Raw genomic sequence first — 23,835 nt, 5'->3', positions numbered from 1 at the left:
TTGCTTTTAAAGCATAATTTCGCGGTGCTTGGGAATATTATTTAGCTGCCAGTGTTGAATTGCCCAATTTATAATTGTTTCTACTGATTCAAATTCTAAATCGTTATCTGGATTTTGCCCTAAAAAATGTAATGCATGTATCAATGCCGGTTGCGGGTGTTGGTTATTGATTGCTGGCGCTGCGTTTTGTTTACTTAATTTATATCCTTGTTCAGTAACCGCTAAAGGTAAATGAACATAACTTGGTGCTGTAAGGCTTAATGCTTTAAACAAAGTAAGTTGCCTTGCTGTTGGCTCTAATAAATCACAGCCGCGAACTACTTCAGTAATGCCTTGGACAGCATCATCAATAACAACAGCAAGTTGATAGGCAAAAAGGCCATCGCGGCGATGAATGATAAAATCTTCACTTGCCAGAGCTTTATCTACGGCTACTTTACCTTGAATACCATCTTTAAATTCAGCAAAAGGAAAAACGTTAATTAAGCGGGTAGCACAGTTTTCAGCATTAAGATTTAATGTTTTACATGTGCCTAAATAAATACCGCCAGTTTTTTTTATTTGGCTACGACTACATTGGCAGTAATAACTTTGCTCTTGGTTTTTCAGATAGGCCAGCACATCATAATAAAGAGGTGCTTGTTGGCTTTGATAAAGAACTTGCTCATCCCAATGCAAACCGTAAGCGTCTAACGTGGTTAAAATAGCTTGGTCAGCACCTGGCATTTCTCTTGGCTTATCAATATCTTCAATACGAACTAGCCATTTACCCTGCATACTTTTAGCTTGTAAATAACTGCCTAAAGCGGCGACTAAAGAGCCAAAATGAAGTAAACCTGAAGGGGAGGGAGCAAAACGGCCACGATAGGAGCTAGGTGGCCGTTGAGTAATTGGATTTTGCAAAGAATGCATTTTTGAGGAATTAACCAGCCATTTGGCGTTCTTTAATTTCTGCTAATGTTTTACATTCAATACATAAATCAGCTGTTGGACGAGCTTCTAAACGCTTGATACCAATTTCAATACCACAGGTATTACAAAAACCAAAATCACTCTCTTCAATTAATTGTAGAGTTTTCTCAATTTTTTTAATTAGTTTGCGTTCACGATCTCGAGTACGTAACTCTAAACTGAATTCTTCCTCTTGTGCAGCACGATCGACAGGATCAGGGAAGTTTGCAGCCTCATCTTTCATATGAGTTACAGTGCGGTCTACTTCTTCACGAAGTTGCACGCGCCACGCTTCAAGAATTTTCTTAAAGTGCTCTTCTTGCGCTGGGTTCATGTACTCTTCGCCAGCTTTTTCTACGTACGGCTTAACACCGGCTAAGGCCAAAATACCTATTGTTTGACTTGCTTGCTTTGTTGGCATGCCGAATCTCCTAAATACTACTTAATTCGAAAAGCTAAAATTTAATTGAATATCTATAACAGAATGTTTTTAAGCTGGCAACGATTGTCTTACATTTACCAGATATATCTTTGTCTATTTTAAAGATACATCCTGTTAGACTGGCTATATAGGGGTTAAAATTTCAATATCAAGGTTTAATTGAAAATAAAATTCAACTTATTATTTATTTCTATGCCGTTTTCGTTAATATCACAACCATAACATAAAATTTCAACACCAACTTCTATTGCTTCTTTTAATAACTTTGCATATTTTTCATCAATAAAATCAGCAACTTTAACTTTGTTGATGCCAGAATGTTGCACGCAAAAAAATAATACAGCACGTTTTCCTGTAGAAATTAAGGACATTAATTCTCTAATATGTTTTTGGCCCCGAGCTGTGACCGCATCTGGAAAATAGCCACAGTTATCGATAAGCAAAGTGGTAGATTTTATTTCAACGTAACAATCAGGCTGATTATCACCGGTTAAACAAATATCAATACGTGAGTTTTCTTTGCCATACTTCACCTCAGTTTTACAATATTGATAACCAAGTAATTCTGCGATTTTATTATTTTTTATTGCTTCAACCACTAAGTGGTTTGCCTTACCGGTATTAATACCAATTAAATGCCCTTGGTTATTCTGGGCTAGTTCAAACGTACCTGGGTATTTACGTTTTGGATTATCTGATAATGAATACCATATTTTGAACCCCGGCTCTGCGCAGCCGGTCATTGCACCAGTATTTGGGCAATGAATAGTGGTAACTTCACCATTTGGTAATTCAATATCGGCAAGAAAGCGTTTATAGCGCTTTATTAGTTTAGCTGGATGAATTTCTGGCTCAAATTTCATTGCTAATATTCACCAAAGCAGAAGATAAAAATGTCATTTTCAACTGTTCATCTTGATTAGTGATAAACATTTTTTTAGTGACTATGCCTTTATTCGGCTGGCTCTTGGATAAACGCTTATTAATAAGTTCAACTTTTAGAAATAACGTTTCCCCGGCGAACACTGGTTTAAGCATTTTAAGTTCGTCTATTCCTAATCCTGCCACTGCGTCAATTTCAAAGTATGGGGTTTTATGTGCCAGAGCTGTTGCAATGGCTATGGTATGCACTGAACTTGCGAATAACCTACCAATTTGATGTTGCTCGGCAGCTTGTTTATTAATATGAAATGGTTGCGGATCCCATTTTTGAGCAAATTCAATAAGCTCTTGCTCACTTAAATAATAGCTGGATCGTGAGATAAAAGTTTCGCCAATTTGTAACTGATGGTAGTGCAATTTAATTCCTGAGCTATGCTATACGCAAGGGTATCTATAGAAAAGTTGATAAGCTTGTCTTATCATACATTGGTATAAAAATATTTAACAGGATCTGCAATGACACAATCTGCAATTATCAAAATCACTAATAACAAACCAAATAACTGGCAAGCGTCGGCTAATCTTAGTTTTCATGGTGATGAAATCCATATATATGTTGAAGAATCAAAACTTAACTTACGAAAAATCCAACAGGCGGGCCGTAAAATAGAGGCTCTAGGGGTTAGCTGCGCAAGTTTACAAGGTGACAATTGGTGCGAGCTAAGCCAATGGGCCTTTGCACAAGGTTTTAGCAAGGTTGGCAAGTTAGAAGCCATTGAATTCACCGGTGATGATGCAACTGTTAAACGCCTAACAGATAAACAAAGTGTTTATGCCTGGGCACGCGATTTGATCAATCAAACTCCATCACAATTAGTACCAGAAACATTAGCACAGAGTGCATTAATGTATCTGAAGGATTTAGCTCCTGATCATGTTAGTGCAGAAATAATTAGTGGCGACAATTTAGAGCAGGAAGGTTGGACCGGTATTTATAATGTTGGTAAAGGTAGTATTAATGATCCCGGTATGTTGATTGTTGATTATAACCCTAGCGGAAATACTGAAGAGCCTATTTTTACTACCTTAGTTGGTAAAGGGATCACTTTTGATTCTGGTGGCTATTCCATTAAGCCTTCAGCTGGTATGTTTTCAATGAAATGTGACATGGGGGGGGCGGCAACTGTAACCGCAGCTCTTGGATTGGCAATTAAAACCGGTTTAAGTAAACGGGTTATCTTAATACTTTGCTGTGCAGAAAACATGGTGAGTAGTTATGCATATAAACTTGGCGATATTTTAAAATATAAAAATGGTGTTAGTGTAGAAATTGCTAATACAGATGCAGAGGGTCGCTTGGTTTTGGCAGATGGCTTAATTGCTGCCAGCGAATATAATGGTGAAATGATTATTGATGCTGCAACATTAACAGGCGCCGCAATGGGGGCAACTGGTGGTGAATATAATGCATTATTTGCTCTTGATAACGACATGATTGCTAAAGCACAAAGTGTGGCCGCTAAAGAAAATGATCCCGCTTGGCCATTACCATTAGAAACGTTTCATAGCGCTAAATGCCCATCTGCATTTGCCGACACGGCTAACAGTACTACTCAAAAAGGTGGCGGTATGGGCGGAGCTAGTAACGCTGCCGGTTTCTTGGCACGATTTGTTGGCAATGAAGGAAAGGGGTGGTTGCATATGGATTTATCCGCCTGTTACAACGAGCATAGCAGTGGTATGTGGGCTGCAGGTGCTACCGGTTCAGGTATAGCGACGATCACTGGTTTGTTGTTAGAGCAATAAATATTCTAGCTGGTTGCTAACTTATTCTTTAAAAAGGCGAAACTTCGGTTTCGCCTTTTTAATTCAAGGAAGAATTAACTTAGAATTGCCAAGGACGGCTTAAATTCTGTTAATTCAAGGAAGAATTAACTTAGAATTGCCAAGGACGGCTTAAATTCTGTTAATTCAAGGAAGAAATAACTTAGAATTGCCAGGGATGGGCTAAATCCTGTGATTTTATTGTAGTTTTGCATTTATGAGGGTATGCATCTTTAATTAAGTAAGTATTCAATCAAGGCTTGAGTTTACTTATGTATAAAACAGTATCGGCTCTATTTCTTCTAGGGGGAATTTTCTACTGCTTGTTGTTTAGCATAACAGCAGCTGCACAAGAGCCCACGTTAAAGCAAGTAAAGGAAAGACAAGAGCTGGCCAAGCAAGCCATCGAAAATGCACAATTATCCCCACAAAATATTGCTAAAATTGGCAGTACACCTCTATCCAGTATGATTGCAATTGCAGAAGCGATAAATGCTGATGATTATGTTGAAGCTTCAAATTATATAGATTTTAGAAATTTACCAGCAAGTGCCACTCAGAGAGATAAAGAGCAATTAATCAAGCAATTGAATATTGTTTGGTCTCAGCATCATTCGTTAGATATCACTACACTTAGTGATGACCCGCAAGGTCATAAAGATGATGGACTGCCTAGTTATCGTGATTTACTTGGCGTGATAAAATCTTCGAACACAGATGTTCCCATCTATTTGCAACGAATAAAAGTTGAAAATGAAAGGCATATTTGGAAAATATCTAGCCATACTGTTGGACAAATCCCTGTCATGTGGGCAGAGTTTGGCTACCATCCTATTGCTCAGTCGGTGGCAGAATATTTACCTGATTTTACCGTTCTTGATATGCAAAATTGGCAATTTGTCAGCTTTCTCATTATTTTAATAAGTTCATGGTATTTCACCGATTTAATACGATTATTTCTCATTAAACTTGTTTCTTATTCAGAAATATATCGCCGAACAATGCGGCGATTTATCAGAGTGCCACTTCGTTTATTTTTGTTTTTTATTTTGTTGCAATGGGCAACTGGGCATTTAGGCCTTTCCATATATGCACGGGTTTGGCTTGATACTGGTACATTGAACTATATGGCATTAATTTTCTTATCTATGGGGATAATAGAATTTTGTTTTGCTTTATATGTAAGCCGTGCTGGCGAAGGTAATAACAGCGTTGCCATTTTAAAACCTATGGTTACGACATTAAAAATATTCACTGTTATGGTTATAGCATTGAACTGGTTTAGTGATGCGGGTTTTAATATTACTGCAATAATTACCGGTTTAGGGATAGGTAGTTTAGCGATTGCCTTAGCGGCGCAGAAGTCTTTAGAAAATGTGTTTGGTGCATTTACGTTATTTATAGCAAGACCAATAAAGCCAGGTGACATGTGTAAGTTTGGAAACACCCAAGGCCGAGTAGAAGAAATTGGTTTGCGCTCTACTAAAATTAGAAAACTTGATCGAAAAGTGGTTCATGTACCAAACTCAACCATAGCGTCTATGGAGCTGGAAAATATTTCAGAAATTGATAATCGCCGTTATCTAAAACGGTTTCGCATACGCTTAAATACACCGACTGATAAATTAAAAACGCTGGTAGAAGCGATACGCAAACTTATTGATGAACATTCAAATATTATTGCTCTGGAAAGGTACGTCAGGTTTGAAGATGTTGAAGAGGATGCATTTATCATTGTCGTAAATGCTTATTCAACAGTATCAGGCAGAGTACAATATAAGCAAATAGAAGAAAAAATTAATTTTCAAATTATGCAGATAATTGATCTACATGAAGTTGAACTTGCCATCCCTGAGCAACGGTTATCAATGAACGATTTAGAAAGTGCAACTAAAGCATTAAACCAATAACAAATAATATCCAAAAGGCAAAACAAGTAAATATTAACTTGCTTATTTGTGTTTGGGTTACGTCCTCTTCAGGTAGGTGCTTCACTGTCATTATTGAGCCAACAAATGATGGCAAAGTGAAAATGAATAAGCCTGAAAATAATGGTAATTCGGCAAAATAAATAATTGCTAAAGTAAACGAAAACACTACAGCTATTAAGACTAGTAGCACATTTAATAATAGCCTGAATGCTGGCGTCAGGTTCTCACTATTGATACCAGCGTCTTTAGTTATTTGTTGTTTTAGGTTACCTGTAAATAACACACTTAACACCAACAGTCCTGCACAAAATGCTAAGCCAACTACGCTATAGTTAAACTTTGAAGTGTGTAAGTAGTAACTAACTAGGGTTGGTAAAAAACCAAGCAGTAATATATTTGCCATAATGGCTGCTATTGAAATAGGTTTAGAAACACTTGCTTGTCTTGTTTTAATACGCAATATCATCAGTAAAATCATTGCACATAGTCCGGCTAAACCATAGGCGATAAAACTGCCGTCTGTGCTCATTTTACAAAGAATTATAATGCCAATACTAAACAGAATAAAACAGCCAAGAATTAGCCTCAACATTTGATATCGCACATGCATTTGTTTTTGACTTGACTGGCTTTGTTGATTTAAAACCGCTGCGCTGGTAATAAATGCTCGCTGATAATCATCACCTAAATTGATGGTAATTTGCGCTAATAGTGCAAGTGTTAATAAAGAAACAAATAAAGGGCCGTCTACCACACCACTGTAAGCTGACAAACCTGCACCTAAAATAATTGCTGCGCAAGGAAGAAAAAAAGTAATCGGTCGAATAGCAGATAGAAATAAGTTAATCGCAACAGGCATAAAATTCTTTACAGGTGATAAAATCAAAAATGGATTTTACACAAAATTGAGTTAATTTTCTGCCATTATTTAATTTCATCGCAAGCGCCAACGATGAATGACTACGTAACGAACACCTTGCTCAGTTGATTTTGACTCATATAAGCAAAAATCAGTAAAGGTAAATTCAAATTCTGGCTGCGCTGACATTACTGCATGTGCTGTAGCTTTTCGACATAAAGTTAAATGTGGAATATATGGCCTTCGCTCGAGTTTAATCGAGTTGCTTAAAGCAAGGTTTTCAAGATCTGCAACTAATGTTTGCAAAGCAATATCAACCTTATTACTACTCAAAAACAAAACTTTGGGTTTAGCCCAAAAGCCAACATCGTTTAAAACTAGAGAAAACGTTGAACCGACAATATTATCGGCAGCAGCAATACATTGCTGTAATGTTAAGTCATCAACCATACCTAAAAACACCAATGTAATATGAAAGTTTTCAAGTACTACTGATTTATTATCACTCGGTAAATGTACGTCACGCCAAGCAGCTATCTTCTGCTTGTTGTTGATTGGCAAATCTAAACCAAAAAAGTATCTACCCATTCACTTAATTCCAATATCTATTTGAGTGTTTATTTTGACGTAATATTTATTCAAAACAAGTCAGCAGCTGCTTTATTTATCGGAAATTTTGTAATACCTAAGCCGCACTTAAAGCGTGCAGAGGCTCATATAGAGTGCAATTATAAAATCTACATTAACAGCATTGTTTTCGTATCACATTGTTTTTTAACATTTATTTTATTGGCTTTTTAGTTGGCACCAGCTTTGCAATATCACTATTAATTGCAGTATTAAAAACATATGGAGTTAATTATGAGTGAGCAAGCAGGTATTAAACTGTGGTCATTTACAGGGAAAATGAAAACCCTACACCTAAGCTGGATGGCTTTTTTTATCACCTTTGTGGTCTGGTTTAACCATGCCCCGTTGTTAGCGGTTATCGCGAATAGTTTAGGGCTATCAGCAAGCGAAATTAAAACGTTGTTAATTTTAAATGTAGCATTAACTATTCCTGCGCGAGTGATTATTGGTATGTTGACCGATCGCTATGGCCCAAAACTTACTTATACTTGGGTGTTAGCATTATGTAGTATCCCTTGTTTTATGTTTGCCGCCGCTAGTAATTTTGAGCAAGCTGCAATTGCGCGCTTCTTGCTTGGTTTTATTGGTGCGGGTTTTGTGATTGGTATTCGCATGGTTAGTGAATGGTTTCCGGCTAATGAATTAGGTACAGCTGAAGGTATTTATGGCGGTTGGGGTAATTTCGGTTCAGCGGCAGCTGCTATGTCTTTACCATTAATTGCACTTATGTTTGGTGGTGAGGATGGCTGGCGCTATGCAGTTGGCTTGTCTGGTTTACTTAGCCTTATATTCAGTGTTATTTGGTATTTTAATGTCACAGATACACCGAAAGGCTCTACTTATTTCAAGCCTAAGCAAACAGGGGCAATGGAGATCACCAGCAAAGGTGACTTCTGGTTATTACTGTTAATGAAAATACCCATGTACGGTGCCTTATCATTGCTAACTTGGAAGTTATCGCCAAATGGCGTTAATTTGTTTTCTGAGCAAAGTGCTTTAATTGCTTACTTTGCTTTATTGTTGTTGTTTATTTATGAAGTGAAGCAAACGTATAAAGTAAATGGTCATGTATTTGAAAAACCAGTTGCCGAGATTCATCAATATAAATTTAAGCAAGTTGCGGTGCTTAATATTTTATACTTTGCCACCTTCGGCTCTGAGTTAGCCGTGATCTCGATGCTACCACTATTTTTTGCAGAAGTGTTTTCATTAGATATGGTATATGCCGGTATGTTGGCTTCGTTATATGCATTCATGAATTTAATGTCGCGTCCAGGTGGCGGTTGGATCAGTGACAAATTTGGTCGTAAAAAAACGCTACTCATTTTAACAGCAGGTCTAGCGTTAGGCTACTTGACCATGTCAGCTATTGATAGCAGTTGGCCATTAGCATTAGCTGTTATTGCAGCTATGGCGTGTTCTTTCTTTGTCCAGGCTGGTGAAGGTGCAGTATTTGCCGCAGTACCATTAATTAAGCGTAGATTGACCGGGCAAATTGCCGGTATGACAGGGGCTTATGGTAACGTTGGTGCTGTTGTCTATTTAACGGTACTATCAATGGTAAGTTATCAACAGTTTTTCTTGGTAATAGCTGGTACCGCAGTCGTTGGTTTTATCACATTATTATTTATGGAAGAGCCAAAAGGTTCAATGACGGAAGTACGTGAAGACGGTACGATTGAGTTAATTAATGTCAGTTAAACTATCAAACCTTTTATAAATCAAAAGGTAGAGTAATGTGAAGACGGGTATTAATAGAATTAATTAATGTCAGTTAAACTATCAAACCTTTTATAAATCAAAAGGTAGAGTAATGTGAAGACGGGTATTAATAGAATTAATTAATGTCAGTTAAACTATCAAACCTTTTATAAATTAAAAGGTGGGGTAATGTGAAGACGGGTATTAATAGAATTAATTAATGTTAGTTAAAAATAATCATTGGTGTCTACAGAGTTAGAGAATGTCAGTTAACGAAGCAAAAAGTATAGAGAAAAATCAAAGTGTTGCTGCTCAATTGCAGCTGCATTTTGGTGGTTTTTCTTGTGCTGGTAGAAAGCCTGAAAATCAGGACGCATTTGCCGCTTATGTGCCTAAACCTAGTGAATTACATTCAAAAGGTGCTGTTGCAGCAATTGCGGATGGCCTTTCAAGTGCTTCAAAGTCTGCGGAAGCTGCGCAACTTGCAGTCACTCAATTTATTGAACAATATTATTCAACCCCGCAAACTTGGTCTACCCGAAAATCGGCAGCGAAAGTATTAACCAGTTTAAATCAATGGTTGTACTCACAAACTGATTCTATCAGTGGTCAGGCACAGCAATGGTTAACTACATTTTCAGCATTAATTGTTAAATCTTCAACGGGTTATTTGTTTCATCTCGGCGACACCCGCATCAGCGCCTTCAAAAACAAACAGCTCGAGGTTATTACCTCTGATCATAACCGCAAGCAAGGTGCGAGCAATGCGGTACTTACCCGTGCTCTTGGTGCCGACTCTAGGCTACAAGTCGATGTGCATCAGGTTGACGTGCAAAGCGGTGATATTTTTTTATTAACCTGTGATGGTGTGCATGATTATTTATCAGCCAAATATTTCAAACAGCAATTATCTACCTTATCTAGTCATCCTGACAATCTAGAACTTGAAGTTCTGAGTAAGAAAATTGTTGAGCAAGCAATCGATAAAGGTAGTGATGATAATGTCAGCTGCTTATTAGTATACATACGTTCTACCCCAAACCGACAAACTGAAGAAATTGAACGTAACTTATTAAGCCGGCGCATACCGCCAGCACTCAACGTGGGCATGAAACTTGATGGTTATAAAATTGGAAAAATTATCCATGCCAGTATTCGCTCGCATTTATATTTAGCTCAGCACGAAGATGAATCAACACCAGTTGTGTTAAAGGTGCCCTCACAAAACTTTGCTGATGATACCATTTACTTACAGGGCTTTATGCGTGAAGCCTGGGTCGGTGAACGTATCGACCACAGTAATATTATGCGAGTTAAAAGCGATCAAAAAGATAGCCGCTTTCTTTATCACGTGTGTGAATATATTGAAGGGCAAACGTTAAGTGAATGGATGCACGATAATCCTAAGCCGAGTATCAGCGAGGTTAGAGATATCATCAGCCAGGTAATCGCAGCGCTTAGAAAGTTTAAGCGCTTAGAGTTGGTGCATAGAGACCTTAAACCCGACAACATAATGATCGATAAATTCGGTCACGTAAAACTCATCGACTATGGTACGGCACTAGTCGCGGCGCTTGATGAGAATAACGACACATTAACCGAAACTGTGCCACAGGGGTCGTTGAATTACATTGCACCAGAAACATTATTGGAGCTTAGCGCCACAAATTTAAGTGATTTATTTTCATTAGGGGTTATTTGTTATGAGATGCTCAGTGGTGAATTACCTTATAAACCCATGCAAAATACCACGATTACACAAACCAGTTATCAGCAATGGCATTATCGCAGTATTAAACAATTCAGGCCTGAATTGCCACTTTGGTTAGATTTAAGTTTACAGCAATGTACTCAGGCTGATCCTAAGGCAAGATATCAAGCATTTTCTGAACTGGAAACCGATCTAAAAAAACCTAACTTACGCGCAGTAGAAGAATATAAAAAACAACCGATTTTACAACGTAACCCTGTTGTGTTTTGGCAAGGCGTTTCATTAATTTTATTCATTGCCTTAGTGGCATCTATTAGTCTGTGAGATACACTAAAATATCAATGAATTAGTAATCAGAGTTCTATACACATGATGCCTATTAAGAATCGAAACATTCGTTGGGGTATTCTCGGCCTGGGTGGTATTGCCAATAAATTTGCTACTGACCTATTAACCGTTAATGGCGCTGAGCTCTATGCGGTTGCGTCTAGAACACAAATCAAAGCAGATGATTTTGCCAACAAATACCAAGCAAAAGTGGCTTACAACAGTTATCAGCAATTAGTCGAAAACGAACAAGTAGATGCTATTTATATCGCAACACCGCATGCCTTACACCAAGAAAATACTTTGTTGTGTTTAGAACACGGTAAAGCAGTTTTGTGCGAAAAGCCATTTGCGATGGATGCTACACAAGTCAACGCTATGATAGCGAGTGCCAAGCAATATAATACCTTACTGATGGAAGCGCTTTGGACTTACTTTCTACCTCATTACCAATTTGTACTAACCGAGTTAGCAAATAAAACCTATGGCAATATTGTAAAGTTGGAAGCTAATTTTGGCTTTGTTCGTGAATTTAATAACGATTCGCGCTTATTTAATAAGTCGTTAGGTGGTGGCAGTCTTTTAGATATTGGCATTTACCCCATATTTGCAGCACTATCGACCTTAGGAAAACCTAACAATATTCAAGCATCAGCAAGCTACTTTGCCAATGGCGCAGACTCTTCTTGTTCTATGATATTTGAATATGAACACGCCACAGCAACCTTAGAAAGTACCTTGCTAGAGCAAACTTCTAATGAAGCAATATTTTATTGTGACACTGGTATTATTAAAATTAATAATGGCTTTCATGGCCCAACAACTGTAACTATTATTGAAAATAATGAAGAAAGAGTTGTTGATTTTGGTTACAGCACGCTTGGCTATAATTATGAAATTGAGCACTTTAATGAGTTGTTACGACAAGAAAAAAGCGAAAGTAACATCATGAACTTTGCATTTAGCAAACAGCTAATTAACACGTTAGATGAGGTAAGAAACTTTATTAATTTACACTATTAACACTTTAACTTACTGCGCACCTTTTTAGCGCATTAGCACCTTTATGATACATCAAGCTTGCAAGTTTAAAGTGTAAGTCCATGTTTAGTAAGTACTTTATTTTTGGTTTGAAAATTGCAACTGCACTATTAATGCAAAATTTATTCAACCCAGGAATTATCTATGTTGTTCGGGCGTAAAAACAGAAAGCCGATTGCTATTCCATCAAAAAAAGTCGAAGAATGGAAATACACTACGTGTAACTATTGTTCTACCGGCTGCTCAATTGAAATTGGCTTAGACAAAAATAAAAAAATCGTAACTTCGCGTGGCCACGCTGGCGCCGATGTTAACCGCGGAAAATTATGCATCAAAGGTTTACTTGAAACTGAACTGTTTGAAAGTCCGGGCCGCGGCACCGAGCCGCTAATTCGTAATAAACACTATGACAAATTTGAGAAGACAACATGGGACAACGCACTCGACGTCACATCAGACAAAATAAAAAGTATTCAAAAAACCTACGGGCGCGACGCGTTCGCTATTATCTCAACCGGTCAGCTACTCACTGAAGAATTTTATACGCTAGGGAAGCTGGCGCGTGGCTGTATTGGTACCAATAATTATGATGGTAATACTACCCTTTGTATGGCTTCTGCGGTAAGCGGCTATAAACGCTCTTTCGGCAGTGACGGCCCTCCTGGGTGCTATGACGATTTTGAGCACACTCATTGTTTTATGGCGTTTGGTTCAAATTTACCCGAACAGCACCCCATCATTTATTGGCGCTTAAAAGAAGCTCTAGAAAAGCGCAAGTTCCCACTGATCGTAGTTGACCCGAGAGTAACGATGTTAGCGCAATTTGCTGATATTCATTTACCCATCACGCCAGGTACCGATTGTGTATTAATTAACGCTATGATGCATGTGATCATTAATGAAGGCTTGCAAGATCAAAGTTACATTGATGCTCACACCCAAGGCTTTGAAGAAGTAAAAGCCTTAGTACAGGATTATGATCCAAAATCGGCTCAGCACATTTGTGGTATTGATGAAGATACTATCCGCACCGTTGCTCGGATTTACGCGAAAGCACCTGCGGCTATGAGTATATGGACCATGGGTATTAACCAATCTACTCATGGCTCAGATGGTGTTGCTAACATCAATAATCTAAATCTTATAACTGGCAACATTGGTAAACCAGGCGGCACTAGTTTGTCGATAACGGGTCAATGTAATGCTATGGGCACGCGTGAGTGGTCTTCATGTTCAGGGTTACCTGGATATCGTTATTTGGAAAATGCCGATGACCGTCAGGAAATTGCTGATTTTTGGGGCATAGATCCTGAATTTTTCCCAAAAAAACGCGGCTTGGCAGAAACCGATATCTTCCCTGCGATTGAAACAGGTGAAATCAAAGGCTTATGGATAGTGGCAACGAATCCAATGACATCAATGCCGAATACGCCACGTATTCGCAAAGCGCTTGAAAAGTTAGATTTTCTGGTAGTACAAGACGTGTATGAAGATGTTGAAATGAATCAGTATTCACACGTATATTTTCCGGCTTCTGTGTGGGCAGAAAAAGAAGGTTGTCATACCAACACCGAACGTCGAGTGAATTTGATCAGTAATGTTATCGAACCTTACGCAAATTCAAAGCCTGACTTTTGGATATTTAATCAAATGGCTAAACGTTTTGATAATGGCAACATTATTCATTTCCCGGATCATGCCGAAGGCGCGTTTGACGAAATGAAGCAGTTATCGAAAGGTAAAGACCGAACCTTAGATATTTCAGGCATGAGCTATGAAAAAATTATCAAAGCCCGTGGTATTCAATGGCCTTATCGTGAACAAACGGATGAAGCAACTGAAACCTTAAAAGGCGATCCGCGCTTGTATACCGATGGCAAGTTTCAAACCAAGTCGGGTAAAGCTAACCTATTGCCAATCAACTTTTACAACAATAACGAGCAACCTTGTCAGGATTATCCTTTTTGGTTAAACAGTGGTCGCGTGGTTGAGCATTTCCATACCCGTACCCGTACCGGCAAGATAGGTAACTGTAATAAATTTAGTCCAACACCTTATATGGAAATGAACCCTGATGCGGCTTTGGAATTGGGTATCAACCATCAAAGTTATGTACGCCTTACCAGTCGCAGAGGTGATGCGGTTGTTATGGTGCAATTAACCCAAAGGGTACCGCGTAATATGGTATTTATTCCATTTCATTTCCATGATTGTGTTAATCGTTTAACCCTGGGGTTGCTTGACCCACACTCTCGTCAACCGGCGTTCAAGCAAGGTTCGGTACGAATTGAAACCGTTGACCAAGACGAAGCTGCACGCTTAAACGTTGAACGTCGCGCATTTTAATTAAGATAGTTAAGGTAAAAAAATGTCACAAGTTATAGATAAAAAAGCTGACCTGGACTCATCAGTAGCTATTTTTGATCCAAGCGAGCAGGGTTTTGACCCAAAAAGTATGAGTGTAGCAGCAAATAAACAAGCTACACCAGCAGCTGAAATTGGCAACGAGCAAGAAGGCCGCTCGAATCATTGGGAAGTGAGAACTCAAGAGCAACCTTATGCGTTTTTGCCGACGCATGAAGATAAAAACGAAATTAAAGAAAAAAATCGCTACGGTCAGTTAATTGATTGTGTTGATATTTCCGGCTTGCCTGAAGGCAGATCAATGTTTATCAATGAAAACCCAGAAGTGGGCACGAACCCAAACCGTAACAAACAACATGGTTTTTTCTTTACTGCCGATAACTGTATAGGTTGTCATGCCTGTGAAGCGGCATGTTCTGAAAAAAATGAAAATCCGGCGCATTTAGCATTTCGTTCGGTTGGCTATGTGGAAGGAGGTTCGTATCCTGACTATAAACGGATGAATATCTCCATGGCCTGTAATCACTGTGACGACCCAGTATGTTTAAAAGGCTGTCCAACTAAGGCGTATACTAAACATGCCGAATATGGGGCGGTCTTGCAAGATCCGGAAACCTGTTTTGGTTGTGGTTACTGTACTTGGGTGTGTCCTTATAATGCACCACAACTTGACCCGGTAAAAGGTCGCGTATCGAAATGTAATATGTGTGTTGACCGCTTAGAGGTAGGCTTGAAACCCGCTTGTGTGTCTGCATGTGTAGGTAATGCCTTAGATTTTGGCGTGATTGAAAATACCCCAGAAAATAGAGAGCAATGTAAGACTTCAATTCCAGGTTTTCCTGATCCTGAAATCACTCATCCAAATATTCGTTTTCAGCAAACCAAAACCTTGCCGGATGAAATGAGCCGTACCGATTCAATGCCAGTGAAATATCACAAAGACGACAAAGGCAACTACAAACCTGTGGTCGATCAAAAAGAGGGTAAAGCTAAGTTTTGGAATTTTGCTAAATTAAATTCTAAAGAAAACCCGTTAGTGCTATTTACGCTGTTTGCACAAGCTGCATTTGGTACATTGTTGATTCCGTTCTTAGCAGCGTTATTTGGTATCGATGCCTTTGTAGCATTTATCAACTCAGACATGTTTTTACCGTTAACCATTATTTCATTGTTAATGACTTCATTTGCTTTATTTATGAGTGTTACCCATTTAGGCAAGCCGTTTAGATTCTACCGCGGCTTTAATAATTTACGTTATTCTCCAATGAGTAGAGAAGGCTTAGGCTTAGCAATGTTTTCAGCTGGTTGTGGTTTAACTGCCTTGTTCTCTTTGCCTGGCAATTTATGGTTAAACGAGTTATCAGTATCTTGGTTAGATTTGAACCTTGCGCAAATGACGAGTGAATTACCATTGGCAGCAATGCAAACTGGCGCTGGTATTTTTGCTTTGATTGCTGGTTTTATCGGTATATTCTATATGAACAAGTGTTATCAGATTAAAGCTCGGCCATTTTGGAACCACCTACAAACAGTGACATCATTTTCAGGCAATAGTTTGTCGTTAGGGGCATTGGTAAGTGGCGTGATTGTGATAACCACTTTAGTAATGCAACAAGCTGAATCGGCAGTAATCCAGCAAGCAGTATTGGTATTTGGTCTGGTTTTGTGTGTCGGTATGATAATTGAAGCGATTGGTTTGATCCGTCACAATCATGACTTAAACCGAAACGAAAATGAAGGCGGTGCTGCTCACTATGTACAGTGTACTACCTTTGGCAAAACATATTTATTGCGTAACTACTTATTGGCTTTAAATATTGTCGCTGCCACATCGTTAGTAATGGTAACTGCAATAACTGAATTTACTGTAACTTTAGCACTTGCTTGGATTGCCGTGGCATTACTAAATGTTGTTACTGCGCTAATTGGACGAGCATTATTTTATATCTTGGTGATCCCAACCACCATGCCAGGTGCATTTTTCTGGAAAAATAAAGGTTTCGAGCAACATGCCCGCGATATAGGCCTAGCGGATAATCCGGCTACTGGGGTTGCACCTTTAGCACATTAAACCATAATTAATGTGAAGATTTAACAAAGGGCCGGCGGTTAAAACTGGCCCTTTTTACTATTTATTTTGAAAAAAGGATCTTATGCAGTTAACGCTTTCACAAACCATCAATAAAACCTGTTTGATCGGATTAAGTTATTTTGATAACAAGCAAAATTTATTGAAACAAACTATGCTGGCGGGCACAGTAACCGCAGTGGATAAAGAAATGGGTATTACCGTCGAGCTGTTATCTAGCGCCGAACAAAGCCAAGATAAGGCAAAAAGTGTCCCCTCAAAACCGGCAAACTTTATCCTGCCAGCTAATTTATCTTGCTGGTTTATTGCCCCTAAAGGGGATTTTCATACCAGCCAGGCTGGGGTGAAAATAACCAACCCGGATTACTTGATAACTTGGGATATCTATCAAACCAAAGCGCAAAAAACAGAACAAGAAAATAATGGCAAGCCGGTCGATGGTGAACAACAATGGTGGCAATGGCAACCAAGAACCCAGCCGCCACAAATAGGTTGATAATCCCACAGTTTTCTATTCATAATGTTGTTCTAGCAATTCCATTATTTAAAGGAGTTGGTATCAGATAGTTAATCAATGGAACATTAATGAATAAAAAATCGATACTGATCACTGGTTGCTCTTCAGGAATTGGCTTAGATGCGGCATCAACATTAGCTGCACGAGACTATCAAGTATTTACCAGTGCCAGAAAACAAAGCGATGTAGATGCACTCATTAATCGAGGGTTTCAAGCCGTTCGTTTAGACCTTGCCGAACAGGAATCCATTGAACAGGCGCTGGCGCAGGTACTTACGATAACTGGTGGCACGCTTGATTATTTATTTAACAATGGTGCCTACGGCCAGCCCGGTGCTGTGGAAGATTTACCTACCGATATATTACGCCGGCAATTTGAAACTAATGTATTCGGCTGGCATGACTTAACCACTCGAGTCATTAAGGTTATGCGCGCCCAGGGGCATGGCCGTATCGTGCAAAATAGCTCAGTATTAGGCTTTGTGTGTATGCCATATAGAGGCGCTTATAATGCTTCAAAGTTCGCCATTGAAGGCCTAGCCGATACGCTCAGGTTAGAGTTAAAAAATACCAATATCCACATTAGCCTGTTACAACCAGGACCCATTAATACCAATTTTAGACAAAATGCTTTACAGGCTTTTAAGCAAAATATTAAGTGGCAAAGTAGCATTCATAGTCAAGAATATGGAAAGCAAATAGAGCGACTAGCAAGCACCGATCCTGCAAGCGGCTTTACTTTAGAAGCAAGTGCGGTAACCAAGTGCTTAATTCATGCGTTAGAAAGTAAAGTGCCAAAAGCCAGATACCGTATTACCTTGCCAACCAAGCTGTTTTCTATTTTAAAACGGTTATTACCCAGTCGCTGGTTAGATGTTTTGTTAGCCAAAGGCTAATGTTTCAGGAAAAATAAACCGGCCTAAACTATGCTTAGTATTGAGGTGAGCATAATGAAAATGTCGCATATACATACTGAAATACAAATGGGTATTCTTAATTATCTTTCAATCCACCCTGAAGCATCGGCACCAGTTGAAGATATTTGTTCAAACTGGTTAGCCAATGAAAGTGTGTCGCATAATATTGATCAAGTGCAAACAGCACTCGATCGTTTGGTTGACCATGGTGAGCTGCATAAACGGCCCGGCAGCGATCTTTACAATTTGTGAATTATGGTAAGAATATGCTTATCTTAATTGCCTTTTAAGTGATGATAATTTTAGTCAAATTGCGGTTAATCTTCATTGGCAATTAAAAAAAACAACATTTTACCTTTACACTTTGAAATATAAGCTAAAATTTAAGTTTAATTGATAAACTTAATCGCTGATGTTGATACTTCATCAGCACATACAGTAAAGGGCCAGCAATTCATGACATCTGACGTGGTAAGTCAACCACCTAAACCTGCGGGTAAAAAGTTTCTCAACAGTATTAATCACTTTCGCGGTATCGCTATTATTTTTATTGTGATGGCGCACTGCTATCGCCCTGCTGGATGGCAAATCGAAACCTTAGCTGATAAGTTTTGGTTTAATCTAATGATGAATGGCACCGTCTTTTTTGTCTTTATTTCGGGATTTTTATTCCATCATGTTTTTTATAATCGTTGGGATTATGAAAAATATATGAAAAATAAAACGAAATACGTTTTTATTCCTTATTTTTTATTATCATTGCCCTGGATAGTTTGGCACTTGCTTGCCGGCCCTGACCCGTCCTTACATATGCTCCATGCCAATATTACTGATAATTCAACTGCTGCAACTTGGTATGTGTTAACCGGCAGAGCATTAACCGCATATTGGTATATTCCCATGGGGATGATGTTGTTTGCATTGTCACCTTGGGTGATGACATTAATTAATAAGAAATCGATACTTCAGTTTGCCATTCCCCTAGTAATACTCGCAATGCTAATGCACCGTCCCATATCTAACTTAAATGCAATTCAATCACTGATTTATTTTATACCGGTTTACCTCATAGGTGTATGGACCTCAGTAGCGCGGGATAAAATATTTCCTTTTATTGATAAGTATTGGTTGGTAATGCTGGTTGGAGCTATTGCTATGGCTATTGGCCAAGCTTACTTTTACGGCGCAGGGGTTTTAAATAAGCCTGCATTTGAATTTACCGTACCAGATTTAATGTTACCGCAAAAACTGCTATTAACCTTTGTACTTCTCGCTGTTCTCAATAAATTTGAACATATAAGCATTAGCTTTTTACAGAAATTGGCCGAGGTAAGTTTTGCTATTTATTTCATTCATCCATGGATCACGACACCTTGGTGGATGATATATGACAGTCCAGATGTTTTTTCTATGAAGGGTGAAGGAAACATCGTCACCACGCTACTGGTTACGAGCGGTGTTATTGCTGTTTCTTATGTTATTGCATTGCTTTTTAAGAAAGTTTTAAAGCAACGTAGTCGTTATGTTATTGGTTGGTAGGCTTATGAGTAGAAACAATTTAAGGAATTATTTATTATGCGTATAGGTATCGTTTGTCATCCAACTATAGGTGGTTCAGGTTTGATTGCTACTCAACTCGGTATTGGATTAGCGCGATTAGGGCATGAAGTGCATTTTATTTCCCATACTAGGCCGTTCAAATTGGTCGATGAAGAAGGCATATTTTTTCACTGTGTAGAAGGGATAGATTACCCTTTGTTCGATGATCCTCTTTATACCTTTGCCCTAACGGCTAAAATTGTCGAAGTGGCAGACCGTTATAAGTTAGATTTAGTCCATGCGCATTACTCAATACCGCATTCGTTATGTGCATATTTAGCCTCAGAAATAACGACCAATAAATTCCCAACTGTAACGACTATTCATGGCACTGATGTCACCGTTGTTGGTCAAAATAAGCCACTTTATCCGTTGAATCGTTTTAGTATTAACAGGAGCACAGTGGTAACCACTGTGTCAAATTTTCAGCGGCAATACACCAAAGAGCAATTCGATATTAGTAAATCAATAGGGGTAATTTACAATTTTATCGACCTTGACGTTTTTTCGCCAAAACATGCCAGCGTAGAACGTAGACGCATGTTAGCCAGTGATGATGAAAAAATATTAATGCATATATCAAACTTTCGCCCAGTAAAAAATACTGAAGCAGTAATTGAGGCCTTTCATATGGTGCAAGCTAAGGTGAATGCACGTCTGGTGTTGCTCGGAAATGGTCCGGATTTAAGGAAAATAAAATTACTTTGCCAACAATTGGGGATTGCAGAAAAAGTAACGTTTTTAGGCGATGTTATGCATGTAGAAAATATTATTCCTAATGCTGATTGCGTATTTCAACCGAGTTACCACGAGTCATTTAGCATGGTGGCTTTAGAAGCAATGGCATGTGGCGTTCCTACGGTCACTAGCAATGCTGATGGTATCCCTGAAGTCGTAGAGCAAGGAAAAAGTGGCTTTATGTCTGAACCAAACGATATTCTTGCTATGTCGAAAAATATAATCGATATTTTAGGCGATGAACAGTTACAACAAAGAATGGGCGCTTATGGCCGTAAACGAGCAGAGCAGAATTTTTGTTGGGCAGACAAAATAGCCGAATACGTCCAATGTTATGAACATGCCTTGATAAAACATAAACCGAAATTAGTTGGATTGCATAAAATACAACAACAATAGGAAAAAGTATGTTTGATAAAAAAAATAAAATGAGCATGTCGACCATGGTACTACTTTCCTTTGCTTTAGGAATTGTATTTGGTTTGTTTTTTGGTGAAATGCTCGCTTGGATGGGGATCATTGGTGATGCTTTTATTAAGTTATTACAAATGACAATTATTCCTTACATAATCGTTTCTCTAGTCTCCAGTCTAGGTAACTTATCCTATGAACAAGCACGCTCTTTAGGTGTAAAAGTCGGAAAATTAATGCTTGTTATCTGGATCCTCGGTCTATTGGTGATGTATTTAATAAAATTTACGTTTCCTGAATGGCAATCGGGTTCGTTCTTCAGTTTAACCGCATTAACTGATCCTGAAGCTGTTGATTTACTTGATTTATACATACCGGCAAATCCTTTCTATTCGTTATCAAACAGTTATATACCGGCCATCGTTGTGTTCTGTGTAGCTACAGGTATAGCGCTTATTTCTGTAGATGAGAAAGAGTCATTAATGAAACCTATGGAGTTATTAGGAGCAGCGTTTAATAAAGTCACTCAATATATAGTGAAAATGATGCCAATTGGCATTTTTGCGATGACAGCAGCTACTGCAGGAACAATGGATTTAGCTGAGTTTCAAAAGCTGCAGGTGTATTTTGTTGCTCATATTGTAATGACAGTGATCTTAACTTACTGGGTTTTACCGGCAATATTAGCTGCGATAACCCCATTTTCCTATCGCGATATTACCGGTATTGCCAAAGATGCGATGATCACTGCATTTGCTGCAGGTAATATATTTATCATTTTACCGTTATTAATCGAACGCACCAAAGAGCTGTTTCACAAATATAATTTAGGTGATGAAAATACTGATAATTATGCAAATATCATTATTCCTGTGGTGTTTAGTTTTCCAAATCTGGGTAAATTATTAACTATCGTATTTGTCCTATTCGCAGCTTGGTTTTCTGGTAAAGAGCTTGATTTTATAACCTATTTACCAATGGCTGTTAATGGTCTTATTAGCTTGTTTGGCAGTGTGTATTTAACCATACCTATGTTATTGGATTCATTAGAGCTGTCGTCTGACTTATTTCAATTGTTTATGGTATCCAGTCTGTTTACCAGTCGCTTTACATCCCTTTTGGCGGCAATGAATATTTTCATTCTAGCTGTTGGTGGTACAGCTATGCTGGCTGGCATAGCTAAAATAAGTATGAAGCGTTTGGTGGTGTACAGCGCATTAACGCCTGTTGTTTTTGTGGCTATCTTCTCGTTGACTAATGTGTTGTTAAACAGTTTCGTCGACACTGAATATGTTATGGATGAAGTTGTTACAAAAATGGAAACCGCAAACGAATTGCCTGAAGAAGTTAAAACCTATCTTTGGGATGACTTAGCGCCAACTATATCGCCAAGATCGATTACAGATATAAAGAAAAATGGCTATTTAAATGTCGGCTATAACCCCAGACAAGTGCCTTTTTCATATTTTAATGCAAACCAAGAGTTGGTGGGCTTTGATATTGAAATGATGAAAAAACTTGCCTCAGAATTAAATGTTAAATTGGTATTTATCCCTTATGATGATGTTAATGCCGTGAAAGCACTAAACAGAGGCCAATTTGATATTGCCATTTCTGGGCTACAGATGACCACAAAACGCATTCAAATGTTAAACTTCACCAATCCTGCCCTCACACTGCATTATTCTATCGTGGTGAAAGATCATCGTGCGGATGAGTTTTTAAATAGTGATTATTTAAAAACAGCTGAAAAGATCACATTAGCGTCGGTAGGGGAATATTCAATATCATCTCAGCTGATCAAAAAGTATCCAAACGTTGAAATACAAAGAATAGAATCTGATAAGGAATTTTTTGATGATAAAAGCGATAAGTGGGATGGTTTAATCATTAGTTTAGAAGCCGGGCAAGCTTGGACTATTTTATACCCTGAATACGTTGCGATATATAACCGCGATGACATTAAATCTTTCCCTATGTCTTATGCCGTTGCTCAAGACAATATTTCATTACAAACCTTTTTGAACAGTTGGTTAACCATTCAAGAATCGTCGGGACATATTGAAAAATTATATGGTTATTGGATTTTAGGCGAAAATGCTGTCCCTAAAACCCCACGCTGGTCAATTATTAAAGACGTTCTTAATTGGGTAGAGCCAGAATCAGGCAATGAAAACAATTAGCCATTGATGAAGGTAAATAGTTTAATTCATCACTTTTTGGCGAAAAATACCAGAGTACATTTTATCAAGCCCAGCAATCCCTTGATTGCTGGGCTTTTGTTATTGGTATGTTAATTGCTTTATGTGAATTGGTTAAATAAATTTTACAAGGTGTTTATATGAACGAACAACAACTTTCACAGATCCGTTGGTATTTTACCGGCTTCGTCACGATTACAATTTGGGCGCTGCTTGTTGGCCAATACTTCAACGGTGGCGTACCAAGTCATCATCTGTTGCAACGAGCTGATATGCCGGAAATTTCAAACTGGTGGGGAGGGGTATTATTACCAGTTCTTGCTTGGTTTGCTCTGGGACGAATTCATCAGCGCATTATTAATAATAATGAGCCGAATTACCCAAGAGCGATTATCGTAGGATTTATTGGCGCGCTAATTTACGGCGGAATATTTTCGGCAAGTTTTGCCTACGGTAACAGTGAAATAACTTCAATACTGCTTCCTGGAATTTTGGTTTTATCGTTATTTTTTAAACTTTATAAAGAAGAGTGTGCACTAGGCGTTATTCTTAGTATGTCATTTGTATTTGGCGCTGTGCTGCCTACAGTATTTGCCTTAGTCGTTGGCGTTGTATCCGCTTTGATATATCACATCGTTCATTTTATTTACTCGCGTGCTTCCTTATGGCTGATGAAACCAAAAAATAATTAATACCCTAT

The 23,835-nt window shown here is 38.4% G+C and carries 20 protein-coding genes; 14 read left to right on the top strand and 6 right to left on the bottom strand.

From position 1 onward, the window contains the following. Positions 1 to 6: 6 nt before the first annotated feature. From gluQRS to RI844_RS11300, 4 genes are all read right to left on the bottom strand, one after another. Complete coding sequence (gene gluQRS / locus RI844_RS11315) at positions 7 to 912, bottom strand: tRNA glutamyl-Q(34) synthetase GluQRS (RefSeq protein ID WP_348394785.1); 906 nt, start codon at positions 910 to 912, stop codon at positions 7 to 9. 10 nt (positions 913 to 922) lie between these two features. Further along, complete coding sequence (gene dksA, locus RI844_RS11310; protein ID WP_348394784.1) at positions 923 to 1,372, bottom strand: RNA polymerase-binding protein DksA; 450 nt, start codon at positions 1,370 to 1,372, stop codon at positions 923 to 925. Positions 1,373 to 1,548: 176 nt separating this feature from the next. Continuing rightward, positions 1,549 to 2,256 carry a DNA/RNA nuclease SfsA gene (gene sfsA / locus RI844_RS11305; protein ID WP_348394783.1) on the bottom strand — a complete coding sequence of 236 codons (708 nt, stop codon included), beginning with the start codon at positions 2,254 to 2,256 and terminating at the stop codon, positions 1,549 to 1,551. After that, positions 2,246 to 2,692, bottom strand: a complete 447-nt coding sequence (locus tag RI844_RS11300) for a MaoC/PaaZ C-terminal domain-containing protein (protein WP_348394782.1) — start codon at positions 2,690 to 2,692, stop codon at positions 2,246 to 2,248. Before RI844_RS11300 ends, sfsA begins: the two co-directional genes overlap by 11 nt. Positions 2,693 to 2,791: 99 nt before the next feature. On the opposite strand from RI844_RS11300, the gene pepB reads away from it, so the two are divergent. Further along, positions 2,792 to 4,081, top strand: a complete 1,290-nt coding sequence (gene pepB / locus RI844_RS11295) for an aminopeptidase PepB (protein WP_348394781.1) — start codon at positions 2,792 to 2,794, stop codon at positions 4,079 to 4,081. 290 nt (positions 4,082 to 4,371) lie between these two features. Further along, positions 4,372 to 6,009: a mechanosensitive ion channel family protein gene (locus RI844_RS11290; RefSeq protein ID WP_348394780.1), complete on the top strand. Its 1,638-nt coding sequence runs from the start codon at positions 4,372 to 4,374 to the stop codon at positions 6,007 to 6,009. On the opposite strand, the gene RI844_RS11285 is transcribed toward RI844_RS11290, so the two are convergent. Both RI844_RS11285 and thpR read right to left on the bottom strand, forming a co-directional pair. Continuing rightward, on the bottom strand, positions 5,990 to 6,889 hold the full coding sequence (locus RI844_RS11285) for a UbiA prenyltransferase family protein (protein WP_348394779.1): 900 nt from the start codon (positions 6,887 to 6,889) through the stop codon (positions 5,990 to 5,992). The two genes, RI844_RS11290 and RI844_RS11285, sit on opposite strands and share 20 nt — an antisense overlap. 75 nt (positions 6,890 to 6,964) lie before the next feature. Then, positions 6,965 to 7,477: an RNA 2',3'-cyclic phosphodiesterase gene (gene thpR / locus RI844_RS11280; protein WP_348394778.1), complete on the bottom strand. Its 513-nt coding sequence runs from the start codon at positions 7,475 to 7,477 to the stop codon at positions 6,965 to 6,967. Positions 7,478 to 7,750: 273 nt separating this feature from the next. Between thpR and RI844_RS11275 the strand changes: the two genes are divergently transcribed. The 12 genes from RI844_RS11275 (at position 7,751) to RI844_RS11220 (ending at position 23,827) form a co-directional block, all read left to right on the top strand. Beyond that, positions 7,751 to 9,220: a NarK family nitrate/nitrite MFS transporter gene (locus RI844_RS11275; RefSeq protein WP_348394777.1), complete on the top strand. Its 1,470-nt coding sequence runs from the start codon at positions 7,751 to 7,753 to the stop codon at positions 9,218 to 9,220. A 262-nt stretch (positions 9,221 to 9,482) separates the two neighbouring features. Further along, positions 9,483 to 11,255 carry a bifunctional protein-serine/threonine kinase/phosphatase gene (locus tag RI844_RS11270; RefSeq protein ID WP_348394776.1) on the top strand — a complete coding sequence of 591 codons (1,773 nt, stop codon included), beginning with the start codon at positions 9,483 to 9,485 and terminating at the stop codon, positions 11,253 to 11,255. A gap of 45 nt (positions 11,256 to 11,300) precedes the next feature. Then, complete coding sequence (locus RI844_RS11265; RefSeq protein ID WP_348394775.1) at positions 11,301 to 12,281, top strand: Gfo/Idh/MocA family protein; 981 nt, start codon at positions 11,301 to 11,303, stop codon at positions 12,279 to 12,281. Between the two features lie 162 nt (positions 12,282 to 12,443). Next, positions 12,444 to 14,645, top strand: coding sequence for a molybdopterin oxidoreductase family protein (locus RI844_RS11260; RefSeq protein ID WP_348394774.1), 2,202 nt, complete (start codon positions 12,444 to 12,446; stop codon positions 14,643 to 14,645). 22 nt (positions 14,646 to 14,667) lie between these two features. After that, a complete protein-coding gene (locus RI844_RS11255; protein ID WP_405054387.1) occupies positions 14,668 to 16,734 on the top strand; it encodes a DmsC/YnfH family molybdoenzyme membrane anchor subunit in 2,067 nt (688 codons plus the stop codon). 82 nt (positions 16,735 to 16,816) lie between these two features. Beyond that, entirely contained in the window at positions 16,817 to 17,248 is a 432-nt protein-coding gene (locus RI844_RS11250) for a hypothetical protein (protein WP_348394773.1), read from the top strand. A gap of 89 nt (positions 17,249 to 17,337) precedes the next feature. Beyond that, a complete protein-coding gene (locus tag RI844_RS11245; RefSeq protein ID WP_348394772.1) occupies positions 17,338 to 18,165 on the top strand; it encodes an SDR family oxidoreductase in 828 nt (275 codons plus the stop codon). A 54-nt stretch (positions 18,166 to 18,219) separates the two neighbouring features. Next, entirely contained in the window at positions 18,220 to 18,438 is a 219-nt protein-coding gene (locus RI844_RS11240; protein WP_348394771.1) for a hypothetical protein, read from the top strand. Positions 18,439 to 18,579: 141 nt separating this feature from the next. Beyond that, positions 18,580 to 19,725 (top strand): acyltransferase family protein, encoded by a 1,146-nt coding sequence (locus tag RI844_RS11235; protein ID WP_348394770.1) that lies wholly within the window; start codon positions 18,580 to 18,582, stop codon positions 19,723 to 19,725. 36 nt (positions 19,726 to 19,761) lie between these two features. Beyond that, positions 19,762 to 20,922, top strand: coding sequence for an N-acetyl-alpha-D-glucosaminyl L-malate synthase BshA (gene bshA / locus RI844_RS11230; protein ID WP_348394769.1), 1,161 nt, complete (start codon positions 19,762 to 19,764; stop codon positions 20,920 to 20,922). An 8-nt stretch (positions 20,923 to 20,930) separates the two neighbouring features. Further along, a complete protein-coding gene (locus RI844_RS11225) occupies positions 20,931 to 23,117 on the top strand; it encodes a cation:dicarboxylate symporter family transporter (protein ID WP_348394768.1) in 2,187 nt (728 codons plus the stop codon). A 158-nt stretch (positions 23,118 to 23,275) separates the two neighbouring features. After that, a complete protein-coding gene (locus tag RI844_RS11220) occupies positions 23,276 to 23,827 on the top strand; it encodes a hypothetical protein (protein WP_348394767.1) in 552 nt (183 codons plus the stop codon). The last annotated feature ends 8 nt before the right edge of the window (positions 23,828 to 23,835 follow it).

It is taken from the genome of Thalassotalea fonticola (genome assembly GCF_032911225.1).
In the GTDB taxonomy this organism is placed as follows: domain Bacteria; phylum Pseudomonadota; class Gammaproteobacteria; order Enterobacterales; family Alteromonadaceae; genus Thalassotalea_A; species Thalassotalea_A fonticola.
Note: the sequence above shows the minus strand (reverse complement) of the source record. Positions and strands in the feature narration are given on the sequence as shown.